Annotated in this window: 20 protein-coding genes and 3 pseudogenes; 5 read left to right on the forward strand and 18 right to left on the reverse strand. The window is 64.4% G+C overall.

What is annotated here, in order from left to right; all coding sequences use genetic code 11:
* Nucleotides 1-3: 3 nt before the first annotated feature.
* From ACVWW3_RS14130 to mgtE, 3 genes are all read right to left on the reverse strand, one after another.
* On the reverse strand, nt 4-822 hold the full coding sequence (locus ACVWW3_RS14130; RefSeq protein WP_456649568.1) for an aldo/keto reductase: 819 nt from the start codon (nt 820-822) through the stop codon (nt 4-6).
* Between the two features lie 157 nt (nt 823-979).
* Nucleotides 980-1,312 (reverse strand): helix-turn-helix domain-containing protein, encoded by a 333-nt coding sequence (locus tag ACVWW3_RS14135; protein WP_247340711.1) that lies wholly within the window; start codon nt 1,310-1,312, stop codon nt 980-982.
* A gap of 165 nt (nt 1,313-1,477) precedes the next feature.
* A complete protein-coding gene (gene mgtE, locus ACVWW3_RS14140) occupies nt 1,478-2,899 on the reverse strand; it encodes a magnesium transporter (RefSeq protein WP_247340712.1) in 1,422 nt (473 codons plus the stop codon).
* A gap of 116 nt (nt 2,900-3,015) precedes the next feature.
* On the opposite strand from mgtE, the gene ACVWW3_RS14145 reads away from it, so the two are divergent.
* Nucleotides 3,016-3,789, forward strand: a complete 774-nt coding sequence (locus ACVWW3_RS14145; protein ID WP_456649825.1) for a polysaccharide deacetylase family protein — start codon at nt 3,016-3,018, stop codon at nt 3,787-3,789.
* Between the two features lie 179 nt (nt 3,790-3,968).
* Nucleotides 3,969-5,237, forward strand: coding sequence for a polysaccharide deacetylase family protein (locus tag ACVWW3_RS14150; RefSeq protein WP_456649567.1), 1,269 nt, complete (start codon nt 3,969-3,971; stop codon nt 5,235-5,237).
* 5 nt (nt 5,238-5,242) lie between these two features.
* Here the strand turns inward: ACVWW3_RS14150 and ACVWW3_RS14155 are convergent.
* Nucleotides 5,243-5,618, reverse strand: a pseudogene (locus ACVWW3_RS14155) (hypothetical protein).
* Between the two features lie 295 nt (nt 5,619-5,913).
* On the opposite strand from ACVWW3_RS14155, the gene ACVWW3_RS14160 reads away from it, so the two are divergent.
* Nucleotides 5,914-6,171: a hypothetical protein gene (locus tag ACVWW3_RS14160; RefSeq protein WP_247340716.1), complete on the forward strand. Its 258-nt coding sequence runs from the start codon at nt 5,914-5,916 to the stop codon at nt 6,169-6,171.
* 21 nt (nt 6,172-6,192) lie between these two features.
* Here ACVWW3_RS14160 and ACVWW3_RS14165 read toward each other — a convergent pair whose 3' ends face one another.
* From ACVWW3_RS14165 to ACVWW3_RS14225, 13 genes and pseudogenes are all read right to left on the reverse strand, one after another.
* A complete protein-coding gene (locus ACVWW3_RS14165) occupies nt 6,193-6,381 on the reverse strand; it encodes a hypothetical protein (protein ID WP_247340717.1) in 189 nt (62 codons plus the stop codon).
* Nucleotides 6,382-6,392: 11 nt separating this feature from the next.
* Nucleotides 6,393-6,722 carry a four-helix bundle copper-binding protein gene (locus tag ACVWW3_RS14170; RefSeq protein WP_247340719.1) on the reverse strand — a complete coding sequence of 110 codons (330 nt, stop codon included), beginning with the start codon at nt 6,720-6,722 and terminating at the stop codon, nt 6,393-6,395.
* 101 nt (nt 6,723-6,823) lie between these two features.
* A complete protein-coding gene (locus ACVWW3_RS14175) occupies nt 6,824-7,768 on the reverse strand; it encodes a cation diffusion facilitator family transporter (protein ID WP_247340722.1) in 945 nt (314 codons plus the stop codon).
* A gap of 18 nt (nt 7,769-7,786) precedes the next feature.
* A pseudogene (locus ACVWW3_RS14180) lies at nt 7,787-8,693 on the reverse strand (NAD(P)/FAD-dependent oxidoreductase).
* Entirely contained in the window at nt 8,690-9,766 is a 1,077-nt protein-coding gene (locus ACVWW3_RS14185; RefSeq protein WP_456649565.1) for a flavodoxin family protein, read from the reverse strand. The pseudogene ACVWW3_RS14180 and the gene ACVWW3_RS14185 overlap by 4 nt, the downstream one beginning before the upstream one ends.
* A gap of 66 nt (nt 9,767-9,832) precedes the next feature.
* Nucleotides 9,833-10,039, reverse strand: coding sequence for a hypothetical protein (locus tag ACVWW3_RS14190; RefSeq protein WP_354107102.1), 207 nt, complete (start codon nt 10,037-10,039; stop codon nt 9,833-9,835).
* Nucleotides 10,036-10,242 carry a hypothetical protein gene (locus ACVWW3_RS14195; RefSeq protein ID WP_247340727.1) on the reverse strand — a complete coding sequence of 69 codons (207 nt, stop codon included), beginning with the start codon at nt 10,240-10,242 and terminating at the stop codon, nt 10,036-10,038. The genes ACVWW3_RS14190 and ACVWW3_RS14195 overlap by 4 nt, the downstream gene beginning before the upstream one ends.
* Nucleotides 10,243-10,540: 298 nt before the next feature.
* Nucleotides 10,541-10,741, reverse strand: a complete 201-nt coding sequence (locus ACVWW3_RS14200) for a hypothetical protein (protein WP_247340728.1) — start codon at nt 10,739-10,741, stop codon at nt 10,541-10,543.
* A gap of 134 nt (nt 10,742-10,875) precedes the next feature.
* Entirely contained in the window at nt 10,876-11,058 is a 183-nt protein-coding gene (locus tag ACVWW3_RS14205; RefSeq protein ID WP_249803826.1) for a hypothetical protein, read from the reverse strand.
* 174 nt (nt 11,059-11,232) lie between these two features.
* A complete protein-coding gene (locus ACVWW3_RS14210; protein WP_247445865.1) occupies nt 11,233-11,979 on the reverse strand; it encodes a Crp/Fnr family transcriptional regulator in 747 nt (248 codons plus the stop codon).
* Nucleotides 11,979-15,140, reverse strand: coding sequence for a CheR family methyltransferase (locus ACVWW3_RS14215; RefSeq protein WP_456649564.1), 3,162 nt, complete (start codon nt 15,138-15,140; stop codon nt 11,979-11,981). Before ACVWW3_RS14215 ends, ACVWW3_RS14210 begins: the two co-directional genes overlap by 1 nt.
* A 351-nt stretch (nt 15,141-15,491) precedes the next feature.
* Nucleotides 15,492-15,758 (reverse strand): hypothetical protein, encoded by a 267-nt coding sequence (locus tag ACVWW3_RS14220; protein ID WP_354053080.1) that lies wholly within the window; start codon nt 15,756-15,758, stop codon nt 15,492-15,494.
* On the reverse strand, nt 15,755-16,777 hold the full coding sequence (locus ACVWW3_RS14225) for a chemotaxis protein CheB (RefSeq protein ID WP_247340734.1): 1,023 nt from the start codon (nt 16,775-16,777) through the stop codon (nt 15,755-15,757). Before ACVWW3_RS14225 ends, ACVWW3_RS14220 begins: the two co-directional genes overlap by 4 nt.
* 87 nt (nt 16,778-16,864) lie before the next feature.
* On the opposite strand from ACVWW3_RS14225, the gene ACVWW3_RS14230 reads away from it, so the two are divergent.
* Entirely contained in the window at nt 16,865-17,269 is a 405-nt protein-coding gene (locus ACVWW3_RS14230; protein WP_354053082.1) for a response regulator, read from the forward strand.
* Nucleotides 17,270-17,610: 341 nt separating this feature from the next.
* Here ACVWW3_RS14230 and ACVWW3_RS14235 read toward each other — a convergent pair.
* Nucleotides 17,611-18,394 (reverse strand): annotated as a pseudogene (locus ACVWW3_RS14235) (SDR family NAD(P)-dependent oxidoreductase).
* Nucleotides 18,395-18,567: 173 nt separating this feature from the next.
* Here ACVWW3_RS14235 and ACVWW3_RS14240 point away from each other — a divergent pair.
* Nucleotides 18,568-19,743, forward strand: coding sequence for a zinc-dependent alcohol dehydrogenase (locus ACVWW3_RS14240; RefSeq protein ID WP_456649563.1), 1,176 nt, complete (start codon nt 18,568-18,570; stop codon nt 19,741-19,743).
* Nucleotides 19,744-19,752: the final 9 nt, after the last annotated feature.

Raw genomic sequence — 19,752 nt, forward strand, 5'->3', positions numbered from 1 at the left:
CTCTCAATCCCATTTTGGCGCGAAGCCGAAATCGGTCAGGCGACCCCTGGGACTGGCCAGCGCGGCGATCTGGGCCATCTCGTCGTCCGAAAGCTCGAAATCGAAGATATCGATGTTTTCCGACAGACGTTCGACGCGCGAAGTGCGCGGGATTGCAGCGACATTCTGTTGCACCAGCCAGCGCAGGCAGATCTGCGCCGGCGTCTTGCGATGCAGACGCCCGATCTCCGCGAGCGTCTGGTCGGTCTTGATCCGCCCCTTGGCGATCGGGCTGTAGGCGACCAGCGCTAGCGCGTGCTGGTCGCAGGCCGCCCTCACCTTCGCCTGGTCCAGATAAGGGTGGTATTCGACCTGGTTGCAGACCAGCGGCTCCGGCGACAGTGCGACCGCCTGCTCGATCAGCGCCACCGTGAAATTAGAGACGCCGATGTGGCGGGTCAGGCCCATGCGCTTGGCATGCGACAGCGCGCCCAGCGTCTCCTCGATAGGCACGTGCGAATTGGGCCAGTGCAACAGCAGGAGATCGACGGAAGGAAGCCGCATGCGCGCCAGGCTCTCCTTGACCGAGCGCTCGAGATCGTGGGGCGCGAAATGGTTGGTCCAGACTTTTGTCGTCAGGAAGATGTTGTCGCGGCGCACGCCGGAGGCGCGCAAGCCGTCGCCGACCTCGCGCTCATTGTCGTAGACCTGTGCGGTGTCGATGTGGCGATAGCCGAGCCGCAGCGCCTGCTCGATCACACGCGCGCACATGCGCCCGCTCAGCTCCCAGGTCCCCAGCCCGATCGCCGGTATCCTTGCGCCATTGGCCTCGACGAACAGCATGAGGAATCCTCTCTGTCGCGGTCGCCCCAAATCATCATCCAGGTGTCATTATGAACCCGGCTGGTGACACTGCCAACGGACGACCCGGGCTGCCGGGCCGGATATTCGGCGCAATGCTAACGGGAGGTTCGCACCAGCTTTACGTCAGGTCTGGAGTTCAGGCTTTGGCGAGCGCCTGGAACACGGTGTCGGGCGCATGCGCGATCACGGCAAGCAGCGCGCGGGCCGGTCCCCGCGGGGCGCGCTTGCCCTGCTCCCAATTGCGGATGGTTTCGACGGGAACGCCGAGTTTGGCCGCGAACTCCATCTGGGTCAGGCAGGCGCGACGGCGCAAATCGCGCACCGCGAGCGAGCTGGCTTCGGCCGGCGCTGCGCTGGCCGCAGGCTGGATTGGAAAGGGCTGGATTGGAAGCGGCTGAACAGGAAACTCTTGCCCGTCCCGCAACTCGACGATCCGTCCGTCCGCCTTCAGCCGCACACGCATGCTCATTCCCCCAAGCAAGGGCGATGATGCGGCAGGCCGCTTAAGTTCGGATTAAAGATAGCGGCGGCGTATACGGTCTCGTGCCCCGGTTCTGCGCAGCAGCGCCATAAGCGCGTTTACGTGCGTCTTCGACGCGCTATGGCGCCGCAGCGCGCCCGGGACACGAGAGACCTACCTCAGCCCGAACCACAACGTCGCGATACCTAGGAAGGAGAAGAACCCGACGACGTCGGTGACCGTGGTCACGAACGTGCCGGAGGCCACGGCCGGATCGGCCCTGACACGTTCGAGCGCCATCGGGATCAGGATGCCGCCGAGCGCGCCGGCGAAGAGGTTCACGATGATGGCGAGCCCGATGACGATGCCAAGGCCCGGGATCTTGAACCAGGCCACCGCCGCGATTCCCGTGATCACGGCGAAGGCGAGGCCGTTGACGAGGCCGACCAGCCCCTCGCGCATCACCACGCGCCAGGCATTGGAGGAGCCGAGCTCGCGCGTCGCCAGCGCGCGCACCGCGACCGTCATGGTCTGGGTCGCGGCATTGCCGCCCTGGCTCGCGACGATCGGCGCCAGCACGGCGAGCGCCACCATCTTCTCGAGCTGGCCCTCGAACAGGCCAAGCACCGAGGACGCCAGAAAGGCGGTGGCGAGATTGACCAGCAGCCAGTTGAACCGCGCGCGCGCAATGGTGAACACGGTGTCGGAGAGCTCTTCGTCGCTGTTGACGCCGCCGAGCGCCTTGAGGTCCTCGTCCGCCTCTTCCTCGATCACGTCGACGACGTCGTCGACGGTGATGACGCCGACGAGGCGATCCTGGGTGTCGAGCACCGGCGCTGCGACGAGATTGTATTTGCCGAACATGCGCGCCACCTCCTCCTGGTCCTCCAGGACGGAGACGCGGCGGCGATCCTCGTCGGTCAGCTCAACGAGCGCCACCGGGCGGCGGGCGCGCAGCAGCACGTCGAGCGAGACCGCGCCCTGCCAGTGCTGCTCCTTGTCGACGACGTAAATCTCGTAGAAGCGCTCGGGCAGATCCGGCGTCTCGCGCATGTAGTCGATCGCCTGGCCCACGGTGAAATCCTGGGGCACTGCGATGAACTCGGTCTGCATCCGGCGGCCGGCGGAATTTTCCGGATAAAGCAGGCTGCGCTCGAGCACGACGCGTTCCTTGAGCGGCAGCTTCTCGAGGATCTCCTCCTGATCGGCCTGGTCGAGGGTTTCCAGCAGCTCGACGGCGTCGTCGGATTCAAGCTCGCGGACACCTTCCGCGACGGTCTCCGGCGGCAGTTCCTCGAGGATCTCCTCGCGCACGCCCTCGTCGAGCTCGTTCAGCGCGGAGAAGTCGAAATCGCGCCCCGTCAGCTCGACCAGGCGGACGCGGTCGTCGGGCTCGAGAGCCCCGATCAGATCGCCGAGATCGGCCTCGTGCAACTCGGCAACGCAGGCGCGCAGCGCGGCGCTGTTGCCGGCCTCGATCGCATGGGCAATTTCCTCGACGAATTCGTGACGAATTTCGCCGTCTTCATTGCGCATCGGCACGTGGTCGAGTACCGACTCCGCGGCAGATGCGGCACCGTCCATATGTTCATCCATGGCGCGCCTCGCCGTTTGACAGGTTGGAACGAGTGGTCTGAGCTGATGGTTCAGGCAATACCCACAAGGCAACTCTGAGCGCAATGACAAAGATGCTTCGACTGAGGTGGGGCTCGATGGCGGCAGGCGCAGCGCTGACCGCCCTCGCCGGTATCGCCTCGACTGAAGCCGCCGAGTGCCCGCGCAAGGACGCGCTCGGCACCTCCCGCGTTCTGAGCGTCGAGGCCAGGACCACGCCGCGCGTGGGCCTGAAGAGCTTTCCGCAGACGTTAGCCCTCGCCGATCACGAGGTCGTGCTGACCTTCGACGACGGACCGCATCCGCCGACGACCTCGAAGGTGCTGGCGGCGCTGGCGCAGGAATGCGTGCGCGCGACCTTTTTCCTGATCGGCCTGCACGCCTCCGAACACCCTGACATGGTCAAGCGCATCGCGCGCGAGGGCCACACAATCGGCCACCACACCTTCTCGCATCCGTTCATGGCGCGGATCCCGTTCGACAAGGCGAAGAGCGAGATCGACCGCGGCATTGCCGCCGACGAGATGGCGCTACACGGGACGTCGACGACGACACCTTCGACGCCGATCTTCCGGTTTCCGTATTTCGAAGCCACGCAAGCCGAGCTCGACCTGCTTCAGTCCCGCGGCATCGTCGTGTTCGGGGCTGACCTCTGGGCCAGCGACTGGAACGAGATGACGCCGGAGCAGGAATTGAAGCTTGTCACCGAGCGCCTCGCCGCCGCCGGCAAGGGCATCATCCTGTTCCACGATCCCAAGGCACGCACGGCCGCGATCATGCCGGCCTTCCTGCGGTATCTGAGGGAGAACGGCTATCGGGTGGTTCACGTCGTACCGGCGGGCACATCACAGAAGAATGCCGACGCCCGTTGATGCCGGAATGTCACGCCGGCGCAAGATGGGGTGATTTGGACCCTATTAACAGTCTGTTCATGCTACGCCATGCAAGCATTAGGGGATGCTTGTAACGGGAAAGGTTCTTGCGCCTGAACCATTTTCTGATGTCTCCGACCTACTATGGCGGCAGTCGCATAAGAGGGCAGACGGGATTCATGATCGGAAGTAGCGTTGTTGTTCGGACGCGATCGTGGATCGTCCTCTGTATCGGCCTGCTGGCCACCACTTCGACGGCGGCCGTTGCGGCCGACTGCCCCGGCCATCCGGACGCGCTCGGGACTTCGCGCACCCTCGTGGTCGATCCGCACGAGCATCCGCGCATCGGCACCATGCAGTACCGCGAGACGCTGCCGCTGAAGGACCATGAAGTCGTCCTGACCTTCGACGACGGTCCGCTGCCGAAATATTCGAACCAGATCCTCCAGATGCTCGCCGACGAGTGCATCAAGGCGACGTTCTTCATCATCGGCGAACAGGCCAAGGCGAATCCGGAAGGCGTGCGCAAGCTGGTGGCGGCGGGCCACACCGTCGGCACCCACAGCATGAACCATCCGCTGACGTTCGACCGGATGCCGCTCGATAAGGCCGAGGCGCAGATCAACGGCGGCATCGAATGGACCTCGGCTGCGATGACCGATCCGTCCAAGCTGGCGCCGTTCTTCCGCATTCCAGGCCTGATGCGCGCCGAAGGCGTCGAGAACCTTCTGATCTCGCGCGGCATCCAGGTCTGGAGCGCCGATTTCCCGGCCGACGACTGGCGCCATGTGTCGTCCGATCGCGTCTATCAACTCGCGATCCAGCGGCTGGAGGCCAAGGGCAAGGGCATCCTGTTGCTGCACGATATCCAGGCCCGCACGGTGGCGGCACTGCCGAAGATCATCCGCGACCTCAAGGCGCGCGGCTATCGCATCGTGCATGTGGTGCCCGCGACCGCTGAGCGGCCGGCGACGCCGACGACGCCGGTGGAATGGCTGCTGCATCCGCCGACCGAGACCACCCCGATCGCGCGCTGGCCCGCCGTGCCGAACTTCGTGTTCGCGCAGACCAAGATGCTGCTGGCGCCCACGCTGGCCGACCTCAACGCGCAGACCGATCATCAACCGCTGCTGCCGCGCAGGACCATGGCAATGGCCAATGTCGCGGCCACCCTGCCCGTGCCCGGCCGCGATCTCTTTGCCATCCCTGAAGGCTCGGTAGAGGTGCTGCTGTCGACGACCTTGTCACGGCGCGCCGCAACGCGGCTGGCGATGGCAGCCGAGACGCCTCGGGCGGCCAGGGGCAAGGCCGGCAAGTTGCGCGGACATCGCACTGCACATGCCGCGCCGGCGGGAGCGAAGCATGCCGCGGCCCCCAAGAGCGCTGCTCCGAAGGGCGCTGCGACGCATCCGACGCGCGTCGCGAGCCTGAAGAAGCGCGCGCAGTAAAAGCCCTACTGCCGCATGATGTTGGCGACGCAGAGCAGCACGATCAGCGCCAGGAAGAACAGGTCCATATAGGATTTGAGCTCGCCGTCGCGCCGCAGCCCGCGCAACGTCGGCCACGACCTGCTTGCGCACATTCGTTCCGCCCGCGCCGGCATTGAGCGGAGCCTGAAGGCGCTTGGTCTCGGCCTCAAGTTTCTCGATCTTCTGGTAGAAGAAGAAAGCCCGCAGCGTCGAGGCCGCGCGCATACCGGCATAGACCAGCACCAGGATCGCGATGATCGCCCGGTTCTGGTACTTCTCCATGAAGTTCAGGCTGAAATAGACCATCGCCATGAATGCGAAGTTGGTCACGAACCGATAGACGAAGCTTAGAAAGACCATGCGGGCTCAAGCCTTGAAGGGGTGGCGCAACCGGATCGTGTTGCGAATACGGGATCAGGGGGCCCAGAGCGGAACAGCCGGCCTGGATGCCGTGCAGGCCCCGTCTACGCCAATTTTGTTTCAACAAAGATACTATTGCCCCTGCAATTTGCCGCCTTTTAGCCACGCGCGCGCCGCCATAATGCAAGCTGGAGCACGGCTGTCGGCTCGTTCCGCGCGCCCTGCTGCTGCAACGGCTCAATGGAGATTTGGCGAAAGCCGCGATAGACTACCGCCACCACATGTGGGGCTTCCGATGCCGAAGAAGGGAATCACCGGCCACGACGACTGGGTTCTGACCGAGGCGCTGGCGACCGCGCTGGTCGCGCTGGAGCAGCTCGAAACCAAGCACCAGCCGAACGCGCATATGGACGATATCCGCAAGATGCTCTCGAACGGCAAGGAGCCGGCGGCGGTGAGCCTGCACCTCGCCCAGGCCAAATGCCGGCTGTTTCCCGACCTCGATCCGCTGGAGATCTACCGGGAATACGGCATCGGCGACGAATACGGCTGAGGGCGCCGTTGACCGGCGCAACTAGGGGCCGCCGGAGACCGATCCCGCGATCACCATGACCAGGGCGGCAAGGTCGATCTTGCCGTTGACGATCAGCTCCTCCGAGCTTTTCAGAGCGTCCGTGTCCTGGACCTTGAGCGATTGCGGCCGGTTAGCCGCCTGCCGCTGCAGTTCGCCGATGATGGCTTCCTTGAGCTTCTCCTCCAGCATGGACTTTGTCCTCAGGCTGCCATCGCACGGCAGGATTGTGCGCAGGAGCGGCACATGGCGACGCACTCGTCCATGCCGCCGAGCCGCTCGCAATCCTCGGCGCATTCGGTGCAGATTTCGGCGCATTCGCCGCACGTATGCCGGTGATGCGGGGTGTTGATCAGCATGAAATGCGCCGCCGTCCGGCACATTTCGGCGCACGCCATCATCAGGCGGAAATGCTTGGGCTCGACGTGCCTGCCGCCGGTCTCGAGGCAATGGTTCATCGCCGTGCCGAGGCAGGTCTGGTAGCAGCTCATGCAGAGCGCGATGCAGCGCGTCATGTCTTCGGATTGAGCCATCCGCTTTCTCCAATGCTCGCCCCCTGCACCGGTCAACCAGTGGGATGTTGTGATCGTTCCTGCCGTCGTGCCGATTGCGACATCGGGGGAACCTCGCAAAGCTAGCCGTAACGCGTCGCGCGCACCGCCCGGTAGCGAGCATCGGTCTGCGGCTTGATGAACAGCGCCGCCACGCTCGGATGGCGTTTGCGTATCTCGGTCTCGATCGAAACGACGCATCGTTCGATGTCGTCGGCGCGCTTGTCATCCGCAAATTCGATGCTGAGGGCCGCAACGACCTCGACCGGCGACAGCTGCACCGTCAGAAGGCCGTTGGCCCTGAGCACGCCGGGCGAACGCCTTGCGATGTCGAGGACCGATCGCGCAAGCTCCGGATCGGCGGGCTCGCCGATCAGCAGGCTCTTGCTCTCGCGCGCGAGACCGATCGACACGATCGCCAGCAATATCCCGATCAGGATCGACCCGATCCCATCCCAGACCGGCTGGCTCAGCAATACGGCGGCCGCAGTGGCCGCCGCAGCAATGGCGATGCCGACCAGCGCCGCACTGTCCTCGAGCAGCACCATGAATGCCGGAGGATCCTTGCTGCGAACGAAAGCCTGATAATATCCCAACCGCTGGCCGTCCGAGCTGAAGCGCCGCAGGGCAATCAGCCAGGAGCCCCCTTCAAACAGGAACGACAGCCCGAGCACCACGAAGCTGACGATCGGACTTTCGATCGGCTCGGGTGCGGCGACATGCAGAATGCCCTGATACAGCGAGACACCGGCGCCCAGCGCGAAGATGAGCAGCGCAACGATGAAGCTCCAGAAATACAGCTCGCGCCCATAGCCGAGCGGATGGGATTCATCGGGCGAACGGCTCGCGCGCCGGTAGCCGTAAAGCAGCAGGATCTCGTTGGTCGTGTCGACGAGCGAATGCACCGCTTCGCTCGTCATGGCCGAACTCCCCGTCCACGCGGCGGCGCCGATCTTCGTGACCGCGACGAGGACATTGCCGAGCAGCGCCGCATAGACCGCGGTCCTCGAGGATGATTCTGTTGCCAATGTCCGATACCCCGTTCCTCATGCCAGCCGTCGCGGCAGGCTGCGGTGGATCGTGCAGGCGGCGACCGCGGGCGTGGCCGAACGCGACCGAGATCTGGTGCAAGTCGGTGACGACGTCGCCGATCCCGTAGAGCCCGTCGACGGAGCTGCGCTGATGGTCGTCGACTTTCAGGTAACCCTCCCCGGTATGTTCGGCCCCAAGCGTCATCGCGAGATGCGAGCGCACCTCCTCACCCATCACCGGGTAGACCATCTCGAATTGCGCCGTCCGGCCGCCTTCGAAGACGGCTTCGACGCCGTCGTCTCTCCGCCTCAGGCGCACGCCGGGCGCAACCACGACCTCGACACCTGCTTCAGTCAGCTCCGACACTGCGGCCTTCCCGTCATCCTCGCCCGTTGCGAGCAACGTCACGTCGCGGGAGTAGCCGCGCAGGAACAGCGCCTTGCCGGCGGCACGGTGAATCGGACCGACGATTCCGATACGGTGGCCGATCGCCTCGAAGGCGTCGCAGACCGGACAATAGCGCAACAGCCCGTCCGCGACCGCGGCGCGCCATTCGTCGAACGGCGGATGGGTGTCGACGATACCGCAGGCAAGGATGACGGTGGCGGCCGCATGCACGTCGCCATTCCAGATCGCCTGAAAACCATGGTCGTGCCGCCGCAAGGCGGTGACCTCGGCGGTCACCCGCGTGACCGCGAGCTCGTCCAGCTGCGCCGACATGCGTGCCATCAAGTCGGTGCCGGACAGGCCGTGGACGAAGCCCGGCACGTTGTGACTGCGCGGGATCAGCGCCGCCCGGCTTGCGCCTGCGTCCACGACACAGACACGGCGCCGAAATCGCGCGAGGTAGATCGCGGCCATCAGCCCGGCCGGGCCGCCGCCGACGATCAGGCAATCATGCGATTGATTTTCCCCGCTCATTTGGGATTCGGATCGGACAGGCCCTCACCGGGCTCGCGAAGCTGTCCGCTCCGCGCCAGCCGGACCGCGTTGCCGAGCGCGCGCGCCGCATTCCGCACCTCCTCCTGGAATTCGCCGTCGTCATCGAGCGCGCGGTGCGAGGTGGCGTATTGCTCCATGTAGCCGACATAGCCGTCGAGCTCGGCGAAGCGGCCCGCCGAGATCAGCTGCATGTCGGTCAGCCAGTCGGACAAGGCGCGGCGCACGCCCTCGGCACCGACCGCATCGCCGTGAACAACGAGGCCGAAATGACGGCCGGCGAGATGGCGGGGATAAGACCAGCCCTTCAGCTCCAGCGCCTTCGCCTCGGCGGCCTTCTTGCCGTGGGTCGAGGTCGGATCGGGATTGCCGCCGTCGGCGCAGACCATGCGGTCCATCATCGCCTTGAGCCCGGCGGGCACGTGATACCAGTTCACCGGCGTCACGATCAGGATGCCGTGGGCCGCGACCCACAGCGGATAGATATCGTTCATCCAGTCGCCGGTCTGCCCCAGCGAATAGTTCGGATAGCAGCTGCAGGGCCAGTGGCAGAGCGGCATCGCGGTTCCGACGCAAGACTTGCAGGGATGGATATGCTTGCCGAACTCCGAAGCCAGGCGCGACAGATCGAGGATGTCGACGGCAAACCCAAGCTCGGCAAAAACCGGTTCAGCAAGCTCGACCAGACGCCAGGTCTTGGACATCTCGCCGGGACAGGTGTGCTCGCTGCGGGCCGAGCCGTTGATGATGAGGATACGCGGCGTCTCGTCCGCATCGTCATGAATTCGCTGCGCCGCCAGGATTTTCGCGCGCGTATCGAGCCAGTCGATGGAGATGTCGTAGTCGGGATCGGAGAATCCGGCGCCCGCCTTTCGCGTCAGCGGGACCTTGCGTGAATGGCTGTAGGCATCCCAGGCAGCGCCGACGATGGCATCGAGCTCGCGCTGGAGCGGTGCAAAGGCGGGATCGACGAACTGATTTTTGTAACGCCGTTCGAACGCCTCCCGCGACAGCTTGACGGGCGGCATCCCTTTGCGAACGTCGGCTTCCGTCATGCTGGCTCCTGGCGAAGTCGGACCAGCCCGACCAACCCGGGACGCAGCGCGCGGTTCCTCGTTACTCTAGCAGTGAGCGACGTCCGGCGGCAGGTCGAATTGCGCGATCCGCTGGTCCAGCCGCCACAGCTCGATGCTGTGGCCCAGCACGAGCGATGCCGCTTCGCGCTTGGCCTGCTCGTCATCATCGCAGACGAGATTGATGCATCCGAACACATGCCCGTCCGGATCGATCTGGAATGCGCGGTAGTGCCTGATTCTCCGCACCGTCATCCTCCACGTCTCGGGTAGACGGGCGTGCTCAACCATTCCGTCAGGTGCGAGGTCGCGTCGTTTTGCTTGGCGCGCCGAAGCAGCATGTCGCGCTCCTTGCCAGGCGGCAGGCTGCGCGCGCGTTCGCGAGCGGTTTCGGCGAATGTCGCCAACCGTTCCTGGAGCGATTGGGTCTGTTTCCTGCGATTGCGTTTGGCGGTCATTGTACTTTCACAAAGCGCTTTGGTTGGAAGGAAATTGGCCCCGGCGGGAGGTCCGGCGCCAGGGCCCAGGTTTCCGTGCCGGTTGAGGGCGGCCCAGCCCCGGCAACGTTGGCAGCTTCGGCCGCAACCGCCGGTTCCGGCATTTCAATAAGTTAACGGTGCATGATTTTGCTGGTGCGAAGCACCGCGACCGGGCAGCGGATGCGCATCACTTCGCGCGCCGGCGCGACTTCGACTGCGCCGCGAAGCGGCGTTGAATGGGGCACCATTCCGGCGCTGCGCATTCGCTTCGCCGGCCCTATTCCGGCGGCTGCAGCCCCGGCGACCGCAGCCACTCGCTCATCTGAGAACCGGTTTCCGCCTGACGCGCCCTGCGCAACATCTCGTCGCGTGCAGCGCCGGGCGGGAGCGACTTGGCCTGTTCGCGAAGCCGCTCGGCTTCCGCGGCCAGGCGCACTTCCAGTGCATCCGTTTGCTTGACACGATGCCGCGTCAACATGAAGAGTTCTCCCTGTTCGTGGACAGAGCGCGCCGTTGCGTCCTTCTCTGACGGCTTCCATAGCCAGACCGGAGCGGAGGCTCAACGTTCCGGACCGCGAACGGTTTCTCCATGCCAGGCAACTATCGAAGGGCCTACTCTTCCCGGTGGTCGCGAAGGGCCTTGATCTCCGAGCGCAACATCGCGCTTTCCATCACCACTCGGCGCACCTCGCGCGTGGCATCATCAAGCTGATCCGCGAGCGCTCTGTGCTGCGCCCGGAGGGCGCGGCTCGCTTCGATCGCGCGCTCAGCGCGGGCAAACAGGACGTCGTTCATGGAGCGACGATAGAAGCTTCGGGACCACAGCGCCTTTACGTAAGTTACGTAAGTTACTCAAAACCAGCCATCCGCTCAAATCATCCGCGAACGTTAACCTGGATCAAGTATCTCGGAACCTGTCGACCGCCCGCGGCCGAGGACCCACGTACCGTCCCAAGCAAAAAAGAGTGCTTAGCCCCGCCGATAGAGTTGCAGATAGCTCGGCGAGAACAGCGCCGCATCCTTGAGCGCATCGAGATCGGTGATGGTCAGCGTGCGATCGCGCAGCACGATCAGGCCGGAGGCCCGCAGTTCCTGAACCGTGCGGTTGAGATGGACCACCGACAGCCCGGTGGCGTCCGCAAGATCCATTTGCGTCACCGGCATCACGCAGGAATTGCCGTCGACCATGCCGACGGGACGCAGCCGCTCGATAATCTCGCAGAACAAGTGGGCCACGCGTTCAAACGCCACCCGGCGGCCGAGATTGATGGCCCATTCGCGCTGGATGGCGTTGTTGACGAGGGTCTCACACCAGAACGCTTCCGCCAGCGCGCGGTCGCCCGCCACCAGACCCTCGAACCGCGCACGCTTGATTTCGGTGTAGACAACCGGCGTCATCGCCGCGATGGAATGATCCATCACCGACAGCAGGAACGCGTGCGCGTCGCAACTCTCGCCGGGAAACAGAAAGTTGACGATCTGGCGCCGACCGTCCTCGAGCGTCTTGTAGCGGCAGAGCCAGCCCGACAGCACGAGGCGGACACTGTCGACCGGATCGCCCTCCGAGATCAGATCCTCGCCCGATCCTGCGCGCTGGATTCCCTCGAGCATTGCGTATTCAAGCGAGGTGCGGGCCTCCGTCGACAAGGGCCTCAGCACGTTCAGCCGGCGAATGACCGGGTCCACCATGCTGCGATCTAGCGTCGACAAGGGCATCAGTTGGCCACCGCCGGTGTATGAAACGCCCGCTTGCTAAGAGGAATTGTGATCGTGCATTCCAATCCCCTGGGATTGAATGCCATCGTGGTCTGCCCCTTGAACTCGAACGCGAGTGTGCGCTCCAGAAGCTCGGTCCCAAATCCTTTGTGCGGCGGCAGCGCAACCGGCGGCCCGCCGCGCTCCCGCCACTCGAACACCAGCTCCGCCGGCTCGGTGCCCTGCTCAATGCGCCAGGAAATCTCGATGCGACCTATCGGTCGGCTCAGGGCGCCGTATTTCAGCGCGTTGGTCGCGAGCTCGTGAATGGCAAGCGCGAAGGTTTCCGCTGCCTTCGAGTGAAAACGCACCGTGGGACCGCTGACACGCACCTGCTCGCCTTCCCTGGCATTATAGGCCAGCAGCTCCTCGACGGCGAGGTATTCGAGATCTACGCCGCCTTCAGGATCGCGGGTCACGAGTGCCTGGGTACGGGCGAATGCGTTGAGCCGGCCGTCGAGATGGGAAGCAAACTCCTCGACTGTCGAACTGCTATCGGCCGTGCGACGGGCGATCGAGCGCACCACGCCGAGCGTGTTGCGGACCCGATGCTGGAGCTCGGCCAGCAGCAGGCGCTGCCGCTCCTCGGCGCGGGTAATGGCCGTGATGTCGACGAAGGTGATGACGACCCCGGCGATGAAATTGTCGATGCTGCGATAGGGCAGGATGCGCACGATGTAGCGCGTGCCGCTGTCCGGCTCCCTCAACTCGCGCTCGGCGCTGGCAAGCGTCCGCAGCACGCCGCGAATGTCGTCATAGAGCTCCTCGATCGGGATGCGCGCCTTGATGTGCGCGATGGGCCGGCCCGTGTCGGTCTCGACGAGATGCAGAACCTGCGTGATCGCCGGCGTGAAGTTCATCACGCGCAGATCGTTGTCGAGGAACACGGTCGCGATCTGCGTGCTCTCCAGGAAATTCTCGAGATCGCTGGTGGCGCGCGTCAATTCCTGGACGCGGTGGGCCAGCTCGCCGTTGACGGTGGTCAGTTCCTCGTTCACCGACTGCAATTCCTCGCGTGAAGTTTCGAGCTCTTCGTTCGCTGACTGAAGCTCTTCGTTGAGCGACTGGTACTCCTCGTTCGAGGACTTCAGCTCCTCGTTGGTGCTTTCGAGCTCTTCGATGGTCGCCTGAAGGCGCTCCCGCGTCGCCCGCAGCTCGCCTTCGATACGCTCGACGTGCTCGGTCTGCACCAGCGCATTGGGATAGACCTCGTCGGCATCCATGGTGCGCACCGGGCCATCCTTGAACAGGACGACGAAATTGCGGTGGTCGCCATCCTGGATCGGCTCCACCGTGATGTCGACGAGAATGCGATGGCCGTTGACGCCGAGCTGCACCTGCTCGGCATGGGCGGGCTCATTGGTCTCCGCCGCGCGGCTGAGCACCGTTCGCAGCTCCAGGCGGAGATCGCGATGGACGAGTTGGAGCAGGTCGAGCGTGGCGGCGCCTGCCGTCGGCTCGATGTAGCGGCCGGTGCGCCCGGAGAAGTGCAGGACCTGAAAGTTGCCGTCGGTGATGACATAGGCGGGCGCGTAGCGCTCCGCGACCCGTTGCGCGCGGCGCTCCAGACCGACGTCGGGACGGAACGAGCGCAGCGGCGGCACCTCGGCGGGAGCCCTGCCCGCAGCGGTCGTGATCGGAAATTCCGGCGGCAGCCGCGTTCCGGTCTCGAGCTTCTTGAAGATGCGGGCGCGGCGGTCGATCGGCACGAACAGTTTTGGATGCCGCGTCACGTTCTCGGAATTGCCGAGGAACAGGAAGCGATCCGGCAGAAGCGCGAAGTGGAATAGCGGAATCACCCGGTTCTGCAATTCGGCATTGAGGTAGATCAGCAGGTTGCGGCAGGAGACGAGATCAAGCTTGGAGAACGGTGCGTCCTTGATCACGTTATGCTGCGAGAAGATGCACATTTCGCGCAGGTCCTTGACCACGCAATAGGTATCGCCCTCGCGCACGAACCAGCGCGCCAGGCGCTCCCTGGTCATGTCCGCCTCGATCTTGGTGCGGTAACGACCGACGCGCGCGGTCGCCAGTGCCCGTCCGTCGATGTCGGTAGCGAAGATCTGAACCTGCGGGGCGGAGTCCATTTTGGCCATGTGCTCGCGCAGGAGGATACCGATCGAATAGGCCTCCTCTCCCGTGGCGCAGCCGAGCACCCAGACGCGAACCTGCTGGCCCGCGCTCTTGCCTTCGAAGATCTTCGGGACGATCTGGCTCTCCAGCACTTCGAACTCGCGCTTGTCGCGGAAGAATTCGGTGACGCCGATCAAGAGATCGTTGAAGAGGTGCAGCGCCTCGTCCTGGTCGTTGCGCAGGAAATCGACATAGGCGGATATCTCGGCGATCTGAACCACCTGCATCCGCCGCTGCACGCGGCGCAGAAAGGTGTTCTGCTTGTAGCCGTGGAAATCATTGCCGGTCTTGCTGCGCAGGACGTCGGCGATGCGCGACAGCGAGCTCGCCGCAGCGGCCAGTCCCTCATCGAACCCCTGCTTCTCGTCCAGCCGCCGCAGATGACGGGCATAGACCTGGATGTGCTCGGCGATCTCTTCCGCGGTCAGCACGTAGTCGGCGATCGCCGCCGGCGTATTGGCGTCCTTCAGATGATCAGCCTCGTCACTCGCGCCCTTTTCGGCGATGGCGAGACCACCGTGATCCTTCAGCGTCGCGGTACCCAGCGTGCCATCGCCGCCGATGCCGGACAGGATCACGCCGATCGATTGCTCGGCGCGTTCTTCCGCCAGCGACACCAGGAAGCTGTCGATCGTGGCCCGCTCGCCGGGCGCCTGCTCGGCCTCGCGGACCGCGAAGCGACCGCCATGGATCGTCGTGATCATCGCCGGCGGGCACAGATAGACCGTGCCGCCCTCGATGGTCTGGCCGTCGCTGATGTCGGCGATCTTGCCGCCGCTGGAATTTCGCACGATCCGGCGCAGCCGCGGCTCATCGAACGCCTCATGATGTTGAAGCGCCAGTACGACGGCCTGGTCGGCGCCTACGGTCAGTTTGGCAAAGAAGCGCTCGATGCTATCCAGAGCTGCCGGCGGGGCGCCCACCCCGATGATCAGCGGGGACCTGGTCTGGTGCTCTCTTTCGACCGGCTGGTCGCCGATTTCATGCATGATCTCGGTAGCTCTCATTCAGTGACGTGAACCAGCGGGTCGCCCGCTCGCCGCAAATAGCAGAATTGATGTTATCCCAACAGGTGAAAGGCGGATATGTCACGCTGCGTTCCATACCGCGAGCATCGTTGTCAATTCCCGGCCAAAGGCCGATAGTTGCGTGCGGCAGGAGCCCCGTGATGCAGACGTCCGACGAACTCACGGCCCTGATCAGGCGGGCCGAGGACGCCACCGCGACCGCCCGTCGGCTGCTCCGCGAGAACGATCGTTTGCGCCGCAGCGCCGAGCGGCAACTCGATTTGATGTACGAGCTCGGCGTAGAGTTCGGGCGGCCTGCCAGCGCGCCCTGGATCACTCCGGGCCGACTTGCTGCCGAAGATAGGCAATCCGCTGCTGGATCAGGACGCGATGGCGCAGCCATTCCGTCAGAGTCTGCTTCAGCGCCTCCACCAACCGTTCCGCCTGGCCCGCGTCGCAGCCGCCGGCGCTGAGTTGACGGACCCGATCCTCCTGGTCGCGGATGCGCTGCGAACCCTCCTCGATATCCCGATCGGCCTTGATCAGATGGCGGCGCTCGGTATCGAGCTGCTCGGTCCATTCGGCGAGGGAGATGGTCATGGCGACACCCTCAAGCCTTCCGCTTGCGAAACCGGAGGATCGAGCGATTTTAGCACAACGCGCCGGATCATGTCGGCATATTCGCGATATTCGGCAGCCCGCGTCCCGTACATCTCGGCGACCGCAGGCCGGCCGCTGCGCCGGCCGTCGGTCGCCATGCGCTGCACCAACTCAGCCCGCTCCTCGATGATGCGCAGCGCGACCCGCAGGGCTTCATCCACCCGCCCCTCCTGCTCTTTTGCGAGGATGTCGCCGGTGAAGGCGTGACCGACCTGGCAACGGAAGCGCATCGGACGCGCTTCCTTGATCTCGGACAGCACGCCCCCGCAGGCCGGACAGGTCAGCGCAACCGGATCAGCCACGGAGAGGAGATTGTCACTGCCGATCCGTTCGCCGGCCGCGATCTCGACCTCGAGCCGGATCTCCGGCGGGATCGGCAGCGCGGCGCCAGCAGTCTCCCTGGCGAGATCGGACAGGACATCACCCATTCCGGCGCCGGGGACGCAAAGATCGATGATGGTCGCCTCCAGGGCGCTCCTTGGCATTTCATCGGCGATGGCGTCCGAGGGGTCCTGAACCACCGAGATCCCTCCGCAACGCTTGATGGCGTTGAGACCGGCCGCACCGTCGGACAGCAGCCCGCTGAGGAGCACGCCGATCACGCGCGGGCCGTAATTGATGGCGGCCGAACGAAACAAGGCGTCGATGGCTGGCCGGACCATGTTCTCGCGCGGACCGCGCCCGAGGAACACGCGATCCTCGGACAGCAGCAGATGATGGTCCGGTGCGGCCAGATAAACCTGGCTGGGCTCTATCTTCATGCCGTTTTCGGCCTGCCGGACCGGAAGCGGGCCCGCGCTGCTGGCCACTGTCGAGAGAATGCCGATGCCCTGCGCGGGGATGTGCAGAACGATGAACACCGCCGCGGGCAGATCGGGCGGCAGGCGGCCCAGGATCTGCTTCAGCGGTGCGGTCGCGCCGGCCGAGCCACCTATGACGATGATGTCGCGGTTGCTCATGGAACCCACTTTCTTCTGTAGCGTTTGTACCAAGGCGGGTCACCGCCCTATGTTCCTAGGACGGGAAAGGAAAGCATGGGAGGCACCATGACGATCTCGCCCACGTGGTCACATCCGCTGTCGCCGCTCAGCGGGCGGCGGATTTTCGTTGTCGAGGACGAATATTTTCTCGCCGATGACATTGGCAGGGCATGTCGCGCGCTCGGCGCAGATGTCGCGGGCCCGGTGGGTGATCTCGACGACGCACTCAGGATCCTGCACGACGGCAGCATCCTCGATGCCGCCGTGCTCGACGTGAACATCCGCAGTGAGATGATCTTTCCGGTGGCCCGTGAACTGAAGGCAAGGAACGTACCCTTCGTCTTCACGACCGGATACGACAAGGTCGCCATTAGTCCGGAATTCCACGACGTGCCGATCCTGGAAAAACCGATTGATCTGCCGGCGATGGCACAGAGGCTGGCCGCGCTCATCGCCGATCCGCACGGTTGAGCCGAACGGCGGTCAGAACAGATGCGCTAAAGCGAGCCAGCCGCTCACCGCCAGGCACAGAAGGACCGCAGCATAAGGCAGCATGACGCGCAAGACATGACCCCTTCCCGCCGTCAGCCCATCATCATCCAGACGATTGCGCCCAACATCACGAGGAAACCCGTGATTGCCGTCGCGACAAAAGCCTGTTCGACGCGATCCATCGCCACAGCCCCTCTTTCCAGCCGAACCAGTCTGACGGCTCGAGGAGCTTTGCGCATTAGGCTATGTGAATCGGCGTTCTCCTTTGTCGGTCCGCGGGATTGGCCGCGCCACTCAGCGCAGATTGCGACCGTATCGTTCTAAGACTTCGCCGTGCCCGGCTCGGCTATCTTGCGATGCTGCTTGGCCAACATCTCATTCGGTGTGACGTTGGCGACCGTGGTCTGGATCTTGTTCTTCAGTCCGGTCACGATGTCGGACTCGCCGGCCAACATGGCGTCGAAGCCGGCCTTCGCGACCTCAGCCGCGTCGTCCTTCTTCTCGGTGCCGACCTTGGTGTCCATCATGTCGGCGCGGTCGAAGAACTCCGTTTCCGTGGCGCCCGGCATCAGGCAGGTGACGGTGACGCCGCTGTCGCGAAGCTCCTCGCGCAGCGCGAAGGAGAACGAGTCGAGGAAAGCCTTGCTGGCGTTGTAGACCGCCTGAAAACTGCCCGGCGTGAAGCCGGCGATCGAGCCCGTGATCAGGATGCGGCCCGAATTGCGACGGCGCATCTCGTTGCCGGCCCGATGGATCAGATAAAGCGTGCCGGTGATGTTGGTGTCGACGAGGTGTTTGACCCTGGCAAAATCCTGATCGAGGAACGCCTTGCCAAGGCCGACACCGGCATTGGCCAGCAGCGCGCCGATCGGCCGGTCGCCGACCGCGGCGCAGAGCTTGTCGACACCTTCAGTGGTGGCGAGATCGGCCTCGACCGCCTCGACGCTGGCGCCGAGCTTGCGGAGATCGACGGCCACTCTCTCGATCTCGGGCTCGTCCGCCGCGATGACAAGGTTGAAACCGGCTTGGGCACAGCATCTGGCGAGTTCCCAGGCCAATACCGGTGGAGGCGCCGGTGACGACGGCGAACTGCTTGGCGGACATGAGCGTATCCTTGCGATGGCGTTGATGACGCTCCAATGGCTGCGACCGCCTCTCGTTCCTATCCAAGCCAAACCTCAAGTCAAAGCATGTGCGGTGCGATGATTTTCCACGTGCAATAGCAACCATCGTTCGTTGTTCGACTTGGATGCCTCGTAGCTCGCGGGAGGACGGAGATGAAGGCGCTGGTTTGGCACGGCAAGGAGGACATTCGCTGCGACACCGTCACCGATCCGGAAATCCAGGACCCGCGCGATGCCGTCATTAAAGTCACGAGCTGCGCCATCTGCGGCTCAGACCTGCACCTCTTTCACAACTACATTCCAGGCATGCTGCCCGGAGACATCATGGGCCACGAGACCATGGGCGAAGTGGTCGAAGTCGGCTCGGGCGTCGACGGCAAGCTGAAGAAGGGCGACCGCATCGTCGTCCCCTTCACGATCATTTGCGGCGAATGCGACCAGTGCAAGCGCGGTAATTTCTCGGTCTGCGAGACCACCAACCGCAAGCGTCACCTCGCTGAAAAAGCGTTCGGTCATTCCTGCGCCGGCCTGTTCGGCTATACGCATCTGACCGGGGGCTATCCCGGCGGCCAAGCGGAATATCTTCGCGTGCCGTTTGCCGACGCCACCCACATCAAGGTGCCCGCCGGCATTCCCGACGAGCAATTGCTGTTCCTCAGCGACATCTTCCCGACCGGCTGGCAGGCCGCGGTGCAATGCGACATCGAGCCGACCGATACAGTCGCGATCTGGGGCTGCGGTCCCGTGGGGCAGATGGCGATCCGCAGCGCCATCCTGCTCGGCGCCAATCAGGTGATCGCGATCGACTGCCTGCCCGAACGGCTCAGCATGGCCGAAGCCGGCGGCGCCACCACCATCGACTTCGAGAGCGAGAGCGTTCTGGAGCGGCTCAAGGAGCTCACCGACGGCAGAGGCCCCGAAAAATGCATCGATTGCGTCGGGATGGAGTCGCACGTGATGGCCTCGCTGCCCGACACGCTGCTCGACCGCGCCAAGCAGATGGTGATGGTGGAGAGCGACCGGCCGCATGTGCTGCGCGAGATGATCTATGTCTGCCGCCCCGGCGGCATCATCTCGGTGCCGGGCGTGTACAGCGGATTCTCCGACATGCTTCCGATGGGCGCCTTCATGAACAAGGGCCTGACGATGCGCACCGGCCAGACCCACGTCAACCGCTGGACCGACGACCTGCTCCATCGCATTGAAGAAGGTCAGATCGATCCGTCCTTCGTCATCACCCACACCGTCCCGCTCAGCCAAGGCCCCGAGATGTATCAGGTGTTTCGCGACAAGCGCGACTCCTGCGTCAAGGTCGTGCTGAAGCCCTGAGGAGCAAGA

It is taken from the genome of Bradyrhizobium sp. LM2.9 (genome assembly GCF_054056555.1).